At 45.1% G+C, this 18324-nt stretch carries 7 protein-coding genes and 1 pseudogene; all 8 read left to right on the top strand.

Annotated features, from left to right (window positions below; translation table 11 throughout):
- The first annotated feature begins 12 nt into the window (after window positions 1–12).
- On the top strand, window positions 13–1506 hold the full coding sequence (locus DIU38_RS18100; protein WP_112654719.1) for a tagaturonate reductase: 1494 nt from the start codon (window positions 13–15) through the stop codon (window positions 1504–1506).
- Window positions 1507–1518: 12 nt separating this feature from the next.
- Window positions 1519–3169, top strand: a pseudogene (locus tag DIU38_RS18095) (UxaA family hydrolase).
- Window positions 3170–3450: 281 nt separating this feature from the next.
- Window positions 3451–4464 (top strand): zinc-binding alcohol dehydrogenase family protein, encoded by a 1014-nt coding sequence (locus DIU38_RS18090; protein WP_112654717.1) that lies wholly within the window; start codon window positions 3451–3453, stop codon window positions 4462–4464.
- 130 nt (window positions 4465–4594) lie between these two features.
- Window positions 4595–6145: an MGH1-like glycoside hydrolase domain-containing protein gene (locus DIU38_RS18085; protein WP_112654716.1), complete on the top strand. Its 1551-nt coding sequence runs from the start codon at window positions 4595–4597 to the stop codon at window positions 6143–6145.
- A 221-nt stretch (window positions 6146–6366) separates the two neighbouring features.
- Entirely contained in the window at window positions 6367–9123 is a 2757-nt protein-coding gene (locus DIU38_RS18080) for an alpha-d-galacturonidase (RefSeq protein WP_243770715.1), read from the top strand.
- Window positions 9124–9128: 5 nt separating this feature from the next.
- Entirely contained in the window at window positions 9129–11936 is a 2808-nt protein-coding gene (locus DIU38_RS18075) for a glycoside hydrolase family 95 protein (protein WP_112654714.1), read from the top strand.
- Between the two features lie 42 nt (window positions 11937–11978).
- A complete protein-coding gene (locus DIU38_RS18070; protein ID WP_112654831.1) occupies window positions 11979–15545 on the top strand; it encodes a malectin domain-containing carbohydrate-binding protein in 3567 nt (1188 codons plus the stop codon).
- 9 nt (window positions 15546–15554) lie between these two features.
- On the top strand, window positions 15555–18317 hold the full coding sequence (locus DIU38_RS18065; RefSeq protein WP_112654713.1) for an alpha-L-rhamnosidase: 2763 nt from the start codon (window positions 15555–15557) through the stop codon (window positions 18315–18317).
- The last annotated feature ends 7 nt before the right edge of the window (window positions 18318–18324 follow it).

Raw genomic sequence — 18324 nt, 5'->3', positions numbered from 1 at the left:
ATTCAAAAGAACATGATATTATCAAGATATAACCTCAACAAAACAACTGTACCGGCGGCAGAATTACCTCCTGCCAATGTATTTGACCTGCCTGAAAAGGTGCTGCAATTTGGTACCGGCGTACTGTTGCGTGGCTTGCCCGATTACTTTATCGACAAGGCTAACCGCGCCGGCATTTTCAATGGCAGGGTGGCGGTTGTTAAATCCACCGATAAAGGTTCAACGACGGATTTCGATATGCAGGATGGTTTGTACACCATTTATTCAAAAGGCATTGAAAACGGCGGAGAAGTTAATGAGCAGGTAATCTGTTCGGCGATCAGCCGGGTGCTTTCTGCCTCAAGCGAGTGGGAAGAGATCCTGGAGATAGCACGAAGCAAGAATTTACAGGTGGTGATTTCAAACACCACAGAAGTTGGGATCCAGTTGGTAAAGGAAGATGTACGTAAACACCCGCCGGCATCATTCCCCGGCAAATTGCTGGCTATTTTATATGAGCGTTACAGGGCTTTCAACGGCAGAGCGGATACCGGTTTGGTGATTATCCCAACGGAACTGATTATTGATAACGGTAAAAAACTGGAAGCCATTGTTTTAGAGCTTGCCCATTTAAATAAACTGGAGCCAGCTTTTATGGACTGGCTGGAGAGTAGCAATAGTTTCTGCAATTCGTTGGTGGATAGGATTGTGCCCGGCAGGCCGGATCAGCAGTTAAGTGATGCCATGGAAACCGAGCGCGGTTATACCGATAACCTCAGCATCATGTCCGAAACCTATAGTCTTTGGGCTATTCAGGGCGATGAGAAAATAGCCGAAGTGCTATCTTTTGCCCAGGCTGATAACGGTGTTGTAATTACGCCTGATATTGAACTGTTCAGGGAATTGAAACTCCGCCTGCTTAATGGTACGCACACCTTGAGTTGCGCCGTAGCTTATCTTTCAGGCTTTCAAACAGTTAAGGGAGCCATGGACGATGCGCATTTCACCAAATTCATCACCCAACTGATGTTTACCGAGATCATGCCATCTATCCCATACCAGATTGATGAAGATGTAGCCCGTGACTTTGGTAACAAGGTGCTCGACAGGTTCCGCAACCCCAACATCAGGCACGAGTGGCTTAGCATTTCGGTGCAGTACGCTACTAAAATTAAAATGCGGGTTATTCCGTTATTATTGAACTATTACAAACAAAACAATAAGGCGCCTCAAATGATGGCCCTGGGTTTTGCAGCTTTTATCCGCTTTATGCAGATTACCAAGACGGCTGATGGTAAATATACCGGAACAGCACATTCGGATAATTACGCGGTAACCGACGACCAGGCACCTAATTTAAGCAAAGCATGGAACGGCGCTGATGCAGAAACAGCGATTGCAGCTATCCTTAAAAATAAAAGCCTTTGGGATACCGATCTGACAGCGTTACCCGGCTTTACAGAAGCAGTGACCGAACAGTTTAAGCTTATTAATGAACAGGGAAAACTGCAAATAAGCGCTATTTAAATAGGAGGACAGATGAAACAGAATATATTAAAAGTACACCCTGCCGATAATGTGCTTGTAGCACTAACCGATTTGCAGGCTAATGAACAGGTTGCTTACAAAGGTGAAACTTATATAGTAAAAGAGTTGATCCCGGCAAAACATAAATTCGCTATAGTGGAAATTCCCGAAGGTGGCGAAATTATCATGTATGGCGTACTGGTGGGCAAGGCGCAAAGCCTGATCCCGGTAGGAGGGTTGCTAAGTACCGCCAATGTAAAACATGCGGCAAACAGCTTTTTAACAGGCCAAAGCCATACTGATTGGCACAGGCCTGATATCAGTAAATGGGAAGGCAAAACATTCAACGGCTATCACCGCGGAGACGGCAGTGTGGGCACTGCGAACTATTGGCTGGTAATACCGATGGTTTTTTGCGAAAACCGAAATATTGAAGTATTGCAGGAGGCCCTGGTAAAACCTTTGGGTTATGGCCGCAAAAAAACATATGAGATCAAAGCGCAGGAGTTGATAGGTAAAATCAAAGCAGGGGCGGAGATAGATGAGGTTTTATACACCGAAATAGGCAGCGACACCGCTCAAAATGCCGGTAATAAAGTTTTCCCTAATGTTGATGGGATTAAATTTCTAACGCATACAGGCGGTTGCGGGGGGACCCGCCAGGATTCAACTGCGCTTTGCGGTTTGCTGGCCGGTTATATTACGCACCCTAACGTTGCAGGGGCAACAGTATTAAGCCTTGGCTGTCAGAATGCCGAAGTGAAGACCTTGCAGGAGGAGATCAATAAACGCTCGCCGGAGTTTAACAAACCACTTTACATTTTAGATCAGCAGAAAACAGGTAAAGAAGCCGATTTAATGGAGCTGGCTATCAGGCAAACACTTGCCGGTTTGATGCAGGCTAACCAATATACCCGTAAACCGGCCCCTTTAAGTAAGCTGACCATCGGTTTGGAGTGCGGCGGGTCGGATGGCTTCTCCGGTATTTCGGCAAACCCGGCTATTGGTTATACTTCTGATTTGTTGGTGGCCATGGGCGGTTCAGTTATTTTGGCTGAGTTCCCTGAGCTTTGCGGGTTGAACAAAACCTGATTGACCGCTGTTTGGATAAAACTAAAGCCGAGCGCTTTGCCGATCTGGTACGTACCTACAGCCAACGGGCCGAAGAGGCCGGTTCTGGTTTTTATATGAACCCGTCGCCGGTAATATTAAGGATGGCCTGATCACTGATGCCATCAAATCTGCCGGGGCAGCCAAAAAAGGAGGTACATCACCGGTTGCGGATGTGCTGGATTATCCCGAAAAAGTAACACAGCCGGGGCTAAACCTGTTGTGTACCCCGGGTAACGACGTGGAATCGACCACGGCCGAGGTTGGGTCGGGAGCTAATATCGTATTGTTTACTACCGGTTTAGGTACGCCAACCGGCAACCCGATAGTCCCGGTTGTAAAAATCGCTACTAATACTGCATTATTTAACCGGATGAGCGATATTATTGATATCAATACCGGTACTATTGTAGAAGGTGACGAAACCATTGAACAGGCGGGCGAACGCATACTGGATTATGTGGTAAAAGTAGCCAGCGGCGAAATTGAAGTTCATGCTGTGCGCCACGGTCAGGATGATTTTATCCCATGGAAAAGAGGGGTTTCGTTGTAAAAAGATAAAAGTCTCAATTCATAAGTTCTGAGAGTGGCTTGAATTTATTGAATATAGTTTACAGACAGATAAAATCATTGCCGTTGGTTTTAACCAACGGAATAATATGCAGCAATAAGAGGGCTTTAGCCTAAAATCGCTTGTATAATTGGGCTAAAGCCAGGGCTTTTTAGCTTATTACCGTTGGTTAAAACCAACGGCAATAAATATATTTTAAAATAGTTTCTAAGTATAAAAACGTTGAATTTAACTTCAGACTTAGGACTACTAACTTAACACTAATGAAAATACTAACCTGTACAACGCCCGGTCAATTGGATTATGGCACTGCTGATGTACCCCAATTAAAACCGGGTAATGCACTGCTCAAAATAAAACGTATAGGCATTTGCGGTACCGATCTGCATGCATTTGAAGGTACCCAGCCCTTTTTTAGCTATCCACGAATTTTAGGCCACGAACTTGCGGCCGAACTGATTGAAGCCGGAGATGCCGAAGGCTTTAAAAAAGGTGAGGCTGTTACTTTTATCCCGTATTTCAATTGCGGGCATTGTATCGCTTGTCGCTCGGGCAAACCAAACTGTTGTGTAAATATCCAGGTTTGCGGTGTACATACCGATGGCGGCATGGCCGAATACCTGCAGGTACCATCACATTTATTGGTTCATGGCGAAGGTTTGAGCTTTGACGAACTGGCCTTGGTTGAGCCCCTTGCTATTGGTGCCCACGGGGTACGACGGGCCGATGTAAAGCCGGGCGAATTTGTACTGGTTATTGGCGCCGGCCCGATAGGTTTGGGTATTATGGAATTTGCCCGCATTGCAGGAGCAAAAGTCATTGCTGCCGATGTGAACGAACAGCGTCTTAATTTTTGCAGCGAAAATTTGAAGGTTGATTATACCATCAACGTAAAAAACGAAGATGTGAATGAGCGCCTGAAAGAGATCACCAATGGCGATATGCCTACTGTGGTGATTGATGCTACCGGCAATCAAAAGGCTATAAACGGTGCGTTTTTGTACCTGGCGCATGGCGGCAGGTATGTGTTGGTTGGTTTACAACGAGACGAACTTATTGTAAGTCACCCCGAGTTTCACAAACGTGAAAGCACATTGATGAGCAGTCGCAACGCTACCCGCGAGGATTTTGAACACGTGATCCGTTCCATGAAAAATGGTTTGGTAAACCCGCAGACCTATATCACCCACCGGGTAACTTTTGATGAAGTTAAAGATCAGTTTGAAAGTTGGCTTAACCCGGCGAATGGCGTTATAAAAGCAATTGTGGAAGTATAGGAAGCTGTTTAAATAAATGTAGAGACGCATAATTGCGTCTCGCGCTTGCAATTTACGGGAGCTGAGACGCTTTTGAAATGGGCTCGTCCTCCGGGAGACGCAATTATGCGTCTCTACAGAAAAAAATTAAATGATGATAAAGAAGACGTTTTTTACCGGGTTCTTTTTTTGCGTGATAGGAAGTGCTTTTGCGCAACAAAAGCATGTATTGAGTTTTGATAAGTTGAAAATCTATGTGAACAGCTTTAATAAAATCGATACCGAAACGGTTAAAAATTACATCACTAACGACCATGCTTACGAATGGCTGGCCAAAAATGTACCTTTATTTGATTGTCCGGACTCGGCTATTCAAAAAATCTATTACTACCGCTGGTGGACATTCAGGAAACACTTGAAACAAACACCCGATGGCTTCATTTTTACCGAATTTATAACGCCGGTTAGCTTTACCGGCGTTTATAATAGTTCAAGCAGTGCCCTTGGTCACCAGGTTTATGAGGGACGCTGGCTGCATGATCCGCAATACATTAATCAGTACATCAATTTTTGGCTGTATGTTGATCCCAAACAAAAGAAACCACATTTGCACGCTTTTAGCAGTTGGATTGATGATGCGGTTTATAATTACTACCTCGTAAATCTCGATAAACATTTTGTTGAACAGGCTTTGCCTTTACTCAATACTGATTATCACGTTTGGGAAGCGGAAAAGCAGCTGCCTTCCAAACTGTTCTGGCAGTTTGATGTACGCGACGCGATGGAGGAAAGTATCAGCGGGGGCCGTAAAGTCAAAAACATCCGTCCTACTATTAACAGTTACATGTACGGCAATGCTGTGGCGTTATCAAAAATGGCGGCCCTAACCGGCAATGATTCACTGAAAACAAAATACACTCAAAAAGCTATCGACCTTAAAAAACTGGTGCAGGACAGCTTGTGGAACGATAGCGCGTCCTTTTTTGAAGTACGTAAACCCGACGGGCATTTTGCCAATGCCCGCGAAGAATTGGGTTTTATCCCCTGGTATTTTAAGCTTCCCGATGATAAACCAGCTTATGCCAAACAATGGGATCAGCTAACCGACACCAAAGGTTTTAACGCCCCATGGGGAATTACTACTGCCGAGCGCAGGCACCCATTGTTCCGCACCCATGGTACCGGGCACGGCTGCGAGTGGGACGGCGCCGTATGGCCTTTCGCCACTACGCAAACATTGAAAGGATTGGCTACCCTGCTTACGGCTTATCAAAATAAAGGCGCGATGACATCTGGTATTTTTTATAATGAACTGCATAAATACGCCCTTTCGCACGTTAAACGGGGACAGCCTTACCTTGGCGAGTACCAGGATGAAAAAACAGGTTACTGGCTTAAAGGGGATAACCCAAGAAGCAGTTATTACAACCACTCCGGTTTTTGCGATTTGATCATCAGCGATCTTGTTGGCCTGAAACCTCGTGAAGATAATATGCTGGAGGTTTTCCCGCTGATCCCTCAAAACCAATGGAAATGGTTTGCGCTGGATAATGTGCTTTATCATGGACGCATCATAAGTGTTGTATGGGATAAAAACGGCGCTAAATATCACAAAGGCAAAGGTTTTATCATTTATGCCGATGGAAAGATGATATCCCGTAGTACGCAACTGAAGCATGTACTTGTGAAACTTCCGGGTTAAATCCTGACTCATTTTCTCTCTTTTATTGGCCTGTTGGGTTTAATGATGGTAATATCGTATAGTAGATAGAGAAAATATCAGATGAAATTGCAGCAGTGTACTGATATTTTTGAATACTATACAACCAATTAAGTTCAAAACCCGAGAGCTGATTTCAGAAGCTAATTCGCTTCAAGCGTTGAAAACCGGCTCTGCGTATGCCTGTCTAAATACCAATGAAAATGAAGCTGTTTAACCGTTGCCTGCTGCTGTTGCTCATATTGATCTCTTGTTTTCATTCTCCCTTACAAGCACAAGTTCAATCAAAAAAAATAACCATTGTTACTTTACCCAAGCACCATGCAAGGATAAGTTATGGTGTGCAAAAGTTAACGTTTGCTTTAAAAAACGCAGGTTATTCGGTTGTTGAACAATCTTACAAAGGTGCGTTCCCTTCAGGTAATACCATACTTGTTGGTCTGCTTACCGATGCTTCGATTAAGAAATTGGCGGGTAGTCCAAATAATCAACCTGGAAAAGAGGGTTTTATCATCAGTGATAACGGTCTTAAAAATAAATTGCTGATAGCCGGTGCCGATAACTCAGGCGTGCTTTATGGCTGTCTTGAACTGGCGGACAGGGTCAATTTAAATAAAAAACTCCCCGTAAACATCAAACTACATGATCAGCCCGAAATGGTTTTGCGGGGTGCTTGCATCGGCGTACAGAAGCCTGCTTTATTACCCGGTCGCGGTACTTATGAGTATCCTTACACGCCGCAGAATTTTCCATGGTTTTATGATAAGGCTCTGTGGATTCGTTACCTGGATTCGCTGGCGCATAACCGTATGAACTCTTTGTATTTGTGGAATGGTCATCCTTTTGCTTCATTGGTGAGGGTAAAAGATTATCCGTATGCTGTTGAGGTTGATGATGCTACTTTTAAGAAAAACGAAGAGATCTACAGTTTTTTGGCCGAAGAGGCTGATAAACGCGGTATCTGGCTTATTCAGGGTTTTTATAACATCATCGTATCCAAACCCTTCGCCGAAAAAAATAACCTGAAAACGCAGGACAGGAACCGGCATATCGTACCCGTCATCGCCGATTATACCCGTAAATCAATAGCTGCTTTTGTACAAAAATACCCTCACGTTGGATTGTTGATTACACTGGGCGAAGCCATGGAAGGTGTAGGTCAGGATGATATCGATTGGTTTACGCAAACCATTATTCCTGGGGTAAAGGACGGGTTAAAAGCATTGGGCCGTACAGATGAGCCGCCGATCGTACTTCGCGCGCATGATACCGATGCGCCTACAGTGATGGAATACGCCAAACCTTTATATCATAACCTGTACACCATGGCCAAATACAACGGCGAAGCGCTTACTACTTATGAACCACATGGTCCATGGGCAGATCTGCATCGCACTTTGAGTAATATCGGTACCGTACAAATAGAAAACGTCCATATCCTTGCCAACCTGGAGCCTTTCCGCTATGGATCGGCCGATTTTATCCAGAAATGTGTGCAGGCCATGCATACCGTTTATGGGGCAAATGCCCTGCACCTGTATCCGCAGGCATCCTACTGGGATTGGCCTTATACAGCAGATAAAACGGATGGCAAACGCCTGCTGCAGTTGGACAGGGATTGGATCTGGTACAAAGCATGGTCGCGCTACGCCTGGAACAGCAAGCGGGACAGGGCCAGCGAAATAAACTATTGGTCAAAGCAACTGGCTGATAAATATGGATGCGACCAGGCGCATGGCGAAGCCATCTTAAAAGCTTATGAACAATCAGGCAATATCTCGCCCGAGTTGTTGCGTCGTTTCGGGATCACCGATGGTAACCGCCAAACAATGACTTTAGGGATGCTGATAAGCCAGCTGGTTAATCCTGAAAAGTATGGTTTGTTTTCGCTGCTGTATAACTCCGAAGGTCCTGTTGGTGAAATGATGAGCGAGTATGCCGAAAAAGAGTGGAAGCACCAGCCGCACATAGGCGAAACACCGGTTAAAGTTATCGATAGTGTAATAGTGCAAGGGAAAAAAGCGGTTGAGGCCATCGACGAAGCATCTGCACAAGTAACTAAAGATAAAGCCGAGTTTGCCCGCTTAAAAAATGATATGTATTGCTATAACGCAATGGGCGATAGCTACGCCTACAAGGCAAAAGCGGCTTTATGGGTGTTGCGCTATAAATATTCAGATAATGTTGCGGATCTGGAAAAGGCTTTACCCGGGTTGCAAACCAGTCTGGATTATTATAAGCAATTGGTGAAGCTAACCGAAAATACTTACCTGTATGCCAACAGCATGCAAACCAAACAACGCAAAATTCCGGTGGGGGGTAATGATGCCAAAATGAAAACCTGGGCCGAACTTTTGCCGGTTTATCAAAAGGAACTGGAAAATTTTAAGCGTAATATCGATTCATTGAAATTGCCTCAAACACAGCAAAAGAAAAAGGAGGTTGTAGTTTTGAAAGATGCGCAGGTGAAGTTTGAAAATAGTGGCAGTGGCAGCTATCAGGTAAATTTCGGCGAAGCGGTTTATGCAGATACGACCGCTCTGATAAAAAATATCGCAAAAGAATTGACGGGTTTAAAAGGTGTAAAACTATCTAAAGGAGATCAGCAGAAGAACGGTACAACAATCAGTTTTAAAAATGATAGGCCGGTAAAGGTGCTGGTTGGCTTTTTCAATAGCAAAATGCCTCAATACCTGCCCGAACCACAGTTGGAAACGGATGCCAGCGCCAATGATTACGGTCAGGCCGATATTAAGATTGCCAATGCCATTCAAATTGATGGCCTGCCACCCGTAAATATTCATACCTATACCTTTAAAACCGGTTCAAATACGCTTACCTTAGGTAAAGGTGCGGCACTGGTTTTAGGCATTGTTGATGCTGACGCCAATGTGCCGGTTTACGACGCCGGACTGAGCAACGAAGGTAATATCAAGGACTTACGATGGCTTTTTAACTGATATTTATGAATAGCAGGAAGGGTTTATGTATTACGATTTTATTGTTTGGAGTTGTACAGGCTTTTGCCCAGCAACCCTTGAAACTTTGGTATAAACAGCCGGCCCAAAAATGGACGGATGCCCTACCCATTGGCAATGGCCGGATAGGGGGAATGATTTACGGTGCCGTTGCCGAAGACCATATCCAATACAACGAACAAACGCTATGGACTGGAGGCCCCCGCGATTATAACCGTAAAGGTGCCGTGAAATATCTGGAACCTATCCGCAAACTCCTCGCCGAAGGTAAGCAGACCGAAGCAGAAGCCATGGCCCAGCAGCATTTTATGGGGATGAAGAGTAATGAAGCCACTTATGCGGTTGATTCGGCGAAATGGTTCAATATGATGAGCTCATACCATTTACCGCAGGACGTGCTATTTCATGATAATAACCTTAGAACTATCAATTTGCCAATTGAACAGGGTTGGGAAATAACACCCGGTTTTGAAGGTTTGGATGGAGCAGTTTGGTTTATTAAGCATTTTAATATTCCTTCCGGTTGGAAAGGGAAAAATATCGTGATTAGTTTAGGCAGGATACGTGATATAGACCGAACCTGGCTTAACGGAGATTACATCGGCACAACATCGGGTAACGCTTACAGGAAATACATTATCCCTTCTGATAAGGTACATATCGGCAAAAACAGGCTTGCTGTACAGGTAGTTAATTTTTACGATAAAGGTGGATTTACAAGCAACGCTAAAACTTTATCGGTTTATCCCGAAGGAAGTGAAAGTGATGCGATTAGTTTGGCCGGTCAGTGGAAATATTTTATACAGGACGATAATCCACCTGCATATCCCCGTTACAATGCCGATTACCAACCTTTTGCCGATCTGTACCTGCAATTTCCAAAACAGGATGTAACTGATTACAAGCGTGATCTCGATCTTACAAACGCCATTGCTCATGTGAGTTATAAAGCGGATGGTGTTACCTATGCCCGCGAATATTTCAGCAGTGCTCCCGATCAGGTGATGGCTGTACATTTAGCGGCTGATAAGCCCGGTAAAATTACACTCAAAGCTTTGCTAAGTAGTCTGCACAAAAACTACATTAGCCGCAAAGTTGATAACCATACACTCGCGCTGTCTTTAAAAGTAAAAAGTGGTGTTTTGCGTGGCGTAAGTTATCTGCATGTACAGGCGGCGGGTGGTAAGGTTGTAGTGGATTCAAAAAACATATCGGTTACCGGAGCTAATGAAGCCACATTTTACCTTACGGCGGCAACCAATTTTAAAAACTATCATGATGTATCGGGCAATCCCGAGGCTATCTGTAAGGCCCAGATTGCAGCTCTATGGCATAAAAGCTATGCCGTCATTAAAGCTGCTCATATTAAAGATTATCAAAAGTATTTCAATAAGTTTTCCATTGATTTAGGTAAAGGCGAAACTGCCGAGCTGCCAACAGATGAGCGAATCCTGAAGTTTAGCCAGTCGCCCGATCCTTCGTTTATTAGTTTGTACGCGCAATATGGCAGGTATTTACTGATCTCCTCATCCCGACCGGGCGGTGGCCCGGCGAATTTGCAGGGTTTGTGGAATAACCTGCTTACACCGCCATGGGGTAGTAAGTTTACTACCAATATCAACCTCCAAATGAATTACTGGCCAGCCGAAGTACTTAACTTATCGGCTTGCAGTCAGCCGTTTTTTAGTATCGTTGATGACCTTTCCAAAACCGGGCATGAAACCGCAGCTGAGCATTATGGTGCTCCGGGTTGGGTGCTGCATCACAATACTGATCTGTGGCGGGGGGCGGCACCTGTTAACGCTTCCAATCATGGCATTTGGGTTAGCGGCGCTGCCTGGCTTTGCCATCAGTTATGGGAACATTATTTGTATGCCGGCGATAAGGATTTTCTGCAAAAACGGGCTTATCCCGAAATGAAGGGTGCAGCCGAGTTCTTTGTGCATTCTTTGGTGAAAGATCCGAAAACTGGCTTCCTCATCAGCACGCCATCTAACTCGCCGGAGCATGGGGGTTTGGTTGCGGGGCCAACGATGGATCACCAGATCATTCGCGACCTGTTTAAAAGCTGTATCGAAGCAGCTAAAGTGCTGAACACGGATAAAGCTTTTGCCGATACACTCAAACTCAAATATAGCCAGATAGCACCCAATAAAATCGGCAGGTACGGTCAGCTGCAGGAGTGGTTGGAAGACAAGGACGATACTACGGATACCCATCGTCATGTTTCGCACATGTGGGGTGTTTATCCCGGCACGGAGATCAACTTAAAAACTCCCGAACTGCTGAAAGCGGCTGAACAATCTATGAAATACCGTGGAGATGAAGGCACCGGCTGGAGCATTGCCTGGAAGGTAAATATCTGGGCGCGGATGCACGAGGGTAATCATGCTTATCTGATGCTGAGCAAACTGCTATCACCTGCGGATGTAACTTCCGGCAAGGAGAAGGGTGGAGTTTACCATAACCTTTTTGATGCACACCCACCGTTTCAAATTGATGGCAATTTTGGCGGCGCAGCAGGTTTAGCCGAAATGCTTTTACAAAGCCCGGGTGATGCTATTGAACTGCTCCCTGCCTTACCAACGGCATTACCGCAGGGCAGCATTAAAGGTATTTGTGCAAGAGGCGGTTTTGTGCTGGATTTTGAATGGCAAAACGGGCGGTTGAAAAATGTGGGGGTGTTTTCCAAATTGGGTAATACCTGTCGCTTGTGTTATGGTGGAAAGACCACCGATATCGAAACTCAAAAAGGTAAAAGTTATCGCTTTGATGCCGATCTGAAACAATTATAAAAGATGGGCGCGGGGAAAATCTATCATAAGCAAAATTATAGGATGATCGACCGGATCGCTTTTGTATTATTGGTTTGTCTGGTTAACCTGAAGGTTGTTGCTCAACAAAATATCCGTAATGATATCCCGCTAAATACCAACTGGAAAAGTATTGCAGATGATAACAATCCAAAGGCAAACGCCGGTTTTGAGCAAGCCGGTTTTAATGATGCCAAATGGGAAACGGTTAGTGTACCCCATAACTGGGACACCTACGGAGGCTATCGTCGCCTGAAACATGGCAACAGGCACGGCACCGCATGGTATCGTAAAATATTTCCGCTTGAAAATAAGCAAAATGCTAAGCGTTACTTCCTGTGGTTTGAGGGAGTTGGTTCTTACGCAACAATATGGCTTAATGGCAAACAGGTTGGCTATCATGCGGGCGGGCGCACATCATTTACCATTGATGTAACAGATGCTATCAAAGCAGGTAAACAAAACCTGTTGTGTGTTAGGGCCGATCACCCTTCGTTTATCAAAGATTTGCCATGGGTTTGCGGTGCCTGCTCAGATGATCCGGGTTTTTCGGAGGGTTCGCAGCCGATGGGTATTTTCAGGCCGGTTCATTTGATCGTCACGAATGCTATCAGGGTGGAGCCTTTTGGTATCCACATCTGGAACGATACTACCGTTCGTGAAAAATCGGCTACGCTTAATCTCGAAACTGAAGTTAAAAACTATAGCGGAAAGCCATCTGCAATAACCGTGACAAACAACCTGGTTGATGCCGCTGGCAAAACTATCGCGCAAGCAAAATCAAACAAAATATTGAAAACCGGTGAAGTTAATACGGTAAGTCAGCAGTTTGCCGATGTTAAAAGCGTGCAGCTATGGTCGTTGGAGAAACCTTACCTGTATCATGTAATAACAGAGGTTTGGGCCGATGGAAAACTGATCGACAGAACGCAAACGCCGTATGGGGTCCGGTGGATCAGCTGGCCCATCGGCAGAAATAATAACAACAATCGTTTCTATCTCAACGGTAAACCTGTTTTTATCAATGGCATTGCGGAGTATGAGCACCTGATGGGCAAAAGCCAGGCTTTTGAAGCGCAGGAAATCAAAGCAAGGGTAATGCAGGTAAAAGCTGCCGGATTTAATGCATTTAGAGATGCGCACCAGCCTCATAACCTCGCTTATCAGCAATATTGGGATAAACTGGGCATTTTATGGTGGCCACAGTATTCGGCGCATATCTGGTATGATTCGCCGGAGTTTAGGGCCAATTACAAAGCCTTACTGGTTGACTGGGTGAAGGAACGGCGCAACAGCCCTTCGGTGATATTATGGGGCTTACAGAATGAAAGTAAACTACCTGCCGATTTTGCCCGTGAATGCAGCGCTATCATCCGTAAGCTTGACCCTACGGCCTCATCGCAACGCAAAATTACAACCTGCAATGGCGGCGAAGGGACTGATTGGGACGTGCCCCAAAACTGGACAGGCACTTACGGCGGTAATCCGCTTAGCTATGACGAAGACCTGAAAAAGCAAATATTAGTAGGCGAGTATGGCGCATGGCGAAGCCTCGGTTTACATACCGAAGGCCCTTTCAATGCAAACGGCCCCCTGAGTGAAGACCGCATGACCCAACTGATGGAAACTAAAGTTCGCCTGGCTGAGTCTGTAAAAAATCAGGTGGCAGGGCATTTTCAATGGCTGCTCTATTCGCATGAAAACCCTGGTCGCATACAAGGCGGCGAAGGGGAACGGGAGCTTGATAGGGTAGGACCAATTAATTACAAAGGCTTGTTTACGCCATGGGGCCAACCAACTGATGCTTTTTACATGTACAGAGCCAATTATGCGCCTAAAGGTAGCGAGCCTATGGTTTACATCGTATCGCACACCTGGCCAAACCGCTGGCTGGCTCCGGGTAAGAAGGATAGTATCATTGTTTACTCCAACTGCGACGAGGTTGAGCTTTTCAATGATATTAACCACGAATCTTTAGGCAAAAGAAAGCGGAAGGGCATAGGCACGCATTTTCAATGGGATAGCGCGGATATCAAATACAATGTGTTGTACGCCGTAGGATATGTTAATGGCAAGCCGGTAGCGCATGATGAGATCATGCTGAACCATTTACCATCAGCACCTCATTTGCCTAAAGAGGATCCTGCTATCCTGAAACCGGAAACTGGTTATAACTATTTGTACCGCCTCAATTGCGGCGGGCCGGATTACACCGATACCTTCGGCAATACCTGGATGGCCGATAAACATCAGGATAATCAACACCAACCCGGCTCCACATCATGGACGGATGATGATCCGGGTATGCCCCAGTTTTTTGCCAGTCAGCAACGCACTTTCGATAGAATTGGTAATACGGCTGATGATACCTTGTTCCAGACTTTTAGGTATGGTTTGAATAAATTGAAATTCAACTTCCCGGTGCCGGACGGTGATTATCATGTCGAACTATATTTTACCGAACCCTGGTATGGTACAGGCGGCGGAATGGATTGTTCAGCGTGGCGTTTATTTGATATAGCTGTGAACGGCAAAACCATGATCCGTAATCTGGATATCTGGAAGGAAGCCGGGTATGCAAAGGCACTTAAAAAAAGTATCACCGCGCATGTTACAGGCGGGATGCTAAGCATATCTTTTCCAAATGCCGCGGCCGGCGAGGCGATCATATCAGCTATAGCCATCAGTACTTTAAATAAAACAGTAAAATCACAACAGGCAGGTAATGGAATAATCGGCCAATTACGGGGCAATAATAAATGGATAATAAAAAGCTGGATGGATATCGGCCAAAAACAATACACCGATGCCGGGGTAACTTTTAATGATCTGCCGCCAATATTTTATGGTGCAGATTGGATAAGTAGCCCCTTCCAACCCTCCCCGGAAGGGAGGGCTTTAAAAGTCTCCCCTACCGGGGGAGATTTAGAGGGGGCTTTTGGTTCATTTACTCTGAATGCTGATGCCGATGTATATGTTGCTATGGACGTATCCGCTTTGCAAAGACCATCCTGGGTTGCCAATTATGAAAACACCGGTTTATTTGTAAAAAATGATTCCAATGGAGGGAGTCGACTGGCTGTTTACAGGAAGCGTTTTAAAAGGGCTGATGTAGTTAAGTTAGGTGAAAATAAAAGCAGGTTCATGTACACTGTGGTGGTGCTGCCTGTTACTTCGCTGCAACCTGCTACCGATCTTCGTAAAACCGTAAGCTATAAAGCGGAGACGGCTGAGATAAAAGGCGATGGCATAAAAGCCGACACCCTGAACGGAAAAAAAGTAATTAAATTTAGCAGCGGGGCAGGCGGCAGTGTATCATTCGCGTTAACACCTGGTGTTGCCGATTTGTATGCCTTGCGCATAAAATATTATAACCTGAGCAATCAAACTTTAACGGCAAAAATGCAATTACTGGCCGCTGACGGTACGGTGATGAAGGAGGAAGAATTGAGTTTTAAACCGGTTGCCAAAAATAAATCGGGCACGGTTGCAACTAATACGGGCACAAGTATCAACGCGGGGAATTATAAGCTGGTGATCACGGGCATAAAAGCTGATGGTTTGGCTGTTTCGGGTATCGAAATGCAATAAAATATTAACATGAAAGAAAGGATCAGCCTGTTGTTTTTGTTACTACCCTTCGGCCTTTTTGCGCAAAGCCTGAAGGTGTTAAACCTGCAATGCGAGTACAAAACCAATCCGTTGGGTATCGAATCGCTTAAGCCGAAGCTGAGCTGGCAAATGCAAAGCGATGCCCGCAACACCATGCAAATCGCTTACCGGGTTTTGGTTGCTGGTGACGCTGCTAAGCTCAAAAGTAATATTGCCGATATATGGGATTCGGGAAAGGTACCATCCGGTGCCTCGTTACAGGTTTCATGCAATGGTAAGCCTATGCAAGCCGCAAAAACATATTACTGGAAAGTAATGGTTTGGGACAACCATGGCAAAGCATCGGCATGGAGTAATACTGCCAGCTGGCAAATGGGCCTGCTTACTAAAGCCGACTGGCATGGTGCCGATTGGATTGCCTATGATAAATTACCCGATTCATCGGCTATCGTTCCCTTTTATCATGGTAAAGGACCTAAAAAATTGGGTGCTGCTAATGATGTTTTGCCTTTGATTAGGAAGGCATTTAATGTGGAACAGAAGTTAAAAAAAGCTACACTTTTTTTATGCGGGTTAGGCCATTTTGAGTTGAGTTTGAACGGTAAAAAAGTTGGTGATCATTTCCTTGATCCCGGATGGACAAAATATAATAAACAGGCCTTATATGTGCCTTTTGATGTAACCAGTCAACTTCTTTCGGGAAAAAATACTATTGGCGTAATGCTCGGCAATGGATTTTATTACATTCCGCGGGATAAACGTTATCGCAAGCTCACCGGTGCCTTTGGTTATCCTAAAATGATTTGCCGGTTGATGCTAGAATATGATAACGGCAAGGTAGAAAATGTTGTTAGTGATGGCTCATGGAAAACGGCACCTTCGCCGGTTACTTTCAGCAGCATTTATGGTGGCGAGGATTATAACGCTAACCTTGAGCAACCGGGTTGGAATACCAACAATTTTGACGACTTAAAATGGCGCAATGTGGTTAAGGTAGATGGCATACCTGAGCTGAGCGTGCAAATGGCGGAGCCTTTGAAAATTATGCAGGTGTTGAAGCCTCAAAATAAAAAGCAACTTGCTAATGGTGCATGGATCTATGATTTGGGCCAGAACTTTTCAGGAATCCCGCAAATTAGTGTGCAAGGCAAAAAAGGAGATACTGTACGTATTATCCCCGCCGAATTGGTAAATGAGGATGGCAGCGCTAATCAGAAAGCTTCCGGCAGTCCACATTATTACGATTATGTGTTGAAGGGCAACGTTGTTGAAACCTGGCATCCCTTGTTTACTTATTACGGTTTCAGGTATTTGCAGGTACAGGGTGCTGTAAATCAAGGTGAAACCAACCCTCACCTGTTGCCCGTAATTGTAGAGATTAAAGGATTGCATACCCGTAACAGTGCCGAAACCGTGGGCAATTTCGCCTGTTCAAATGAGCTGTTTAACAAAACGTTTAAACTAATTGACTGGGCCATGAAAAGTAATATGGCCAGCGTATTTACCGATTGCCCTCACCGCGAAAAACTGGGTTGGCTGGAGGAAGCGCATTTAGTTGGCAGCTCCCTGCATTATAATTATGACATTGTGGGCCTGGCGCGTAAGTGTATTAACGATATGCGCATTTCCCAAACGGAAGACGGATTAATCCCCGAGATCTCACCCGAATATGTAAAGTTTGATGAGCCTTTTCGCGATTCGCCTGAGTGGGGGAGCAATGCAGTGATCTTACCCTGGTATGTATACCAATGGTATGGAGATAAAGAGGTTCTTGCTCAAAATTATGATATGATTAAACGGTACCTGGCGTATCTCGACAAAAAATCACAAAATCATTTGCTTTATCAGGGGCTTGGTGACTGGTATGACCTCGGCCCAAATCCTCCCGGCGTTTCGCAGTTAACGCCGCAGGGCATTACGGCTACTTCGCTTTACTATTATGATCTTGATATAGCGGGCAAAATAGCTACGCTGCTTGGTAAAAGTGATGATGCCGCATCATACAAAAGGCTCGCTGCCGAAGTTAAACAGGCGTACAATCAAAAGTTTTTTAATGCTGACACTAAACAATACGGCACAGGTAGTCAGACGGCCAATGCTATGTCGGTTTATGCCGGTTTGGTTGAGCCACAATATAAAGCAGCTGTAGTAAATAATATCGTAAAAGATATCCGCGGCAGAGGGAATGCCCTTACCGCGGGGGACATCGGTTATCGCTACCTGTTGCGTGTGCTGGATGATGAAGGCCTTTCGGATGTGATCTATGATATGAACAGTCGTGCCGATGTACCGGGCTATGGTTATCAGTTGGCCCATGGTGCCACAGCCTTAACCGAGTCATGGGCGGCATTGCCTTCGGTATCCAATAACCACTTTATGTTAGGGCACCTGATGGAGTGGCTTTACAGTGGCCTTGCGGGAATCCGCCCGGCCGATAATGCTATTGCGTTTAACAAAATTGAGATCAGGCCCGAAACAGTAGGAAACGTTACCTGGGCTAAGGCTAATTATCAATCGCCCTATGGCAATATTTCTAGTAACTGGGCGAAGGACAAAAATCAGTTTAAACTGGAGGTGAAAATCCCCGCAAATACTATCGCAAGTATTTTTCTGCCAGTAAAAAATAACGCAGTTATTATGGTAGATGGGCAAAATATCAAAACCCACCGTGATCTTAAATTTATCGGCTATCACGATGGGAAGGCAGAGATCAAGGCTGGTTCAGGCAACTATACATTCATCGCCAAATAATATTGAA

It is taken from the genome of Mucilaginibacter metallidurans (genome assembly GCF_003286435.2).
GTDB classification, from domain to species: domain Bacteria; phylum Bacteroidota; class Bacteroidia; order Sphingobacteriales; family Sphingobacteriaceae; genus Mucilaginibacter; species Mucilaginibacter gossypii.
The sequence above is the reverse complement of the archived record's forward strand: the minus strand, read 5'-3'. Positions and strand labels throughout refer to the sequence as shown.

What these genes read in the sequence shown, in the direction of transcription:
- DIU38_RS18100 (WP_112654719.1), top strand. Translation starts at nt 13, where the DNA reads ATGATATTATCAAGATATAACCTCAACAAAACAACTGTACCGGCGGCA.
- DIU38_RS18090 (WP_112654717.1), top strand. Translation starts at nt 3,451, where the DNA reads ATGAAAATACTAACCTGTACAACGCCCGGTCAATTGGATTATGGCACT.
- DIU38_RS18085 (WP_112654716.1), top strand. Translation starts at nt 4,595, where the DNA reads ATGATGATAAAGAAGACGTTTTTTACCGGGTTCTTTTTTTGCGTGATA.
- DIU38_RS18080 (WP_243770715.1), top strand. Translation starts at nt 6,367, where the DNA reads ATGAAGCTGTTTAACCGTTGCCTGCTGCTGTTGCTCATATTGATCTCT.
- DIU38_RS18075 (WP_112654714.1), top strand. Translation starts at nt 9,129, where the DNA reads ATGAATAGCAGGAAGGGTTTATGTATTACGATTTTATTGTTTGGAGTT.
- DIU38_RS18070 (WP_112654831.1), top strand. Translation starts at nt 11,979, where the DNA reads ATGATCGACCGGATCGCTTTTGTATTATTGGTTTGTCTGGTTAACCTG.
- DIU38_RS18065 (WP_112654713.1), top strand. Translation starts at nt 15,555, where the DNA reads ATGAAAGAAAGGATCAGCCTGTTGTTTTTGTTACTACCCTTCGGCCTT.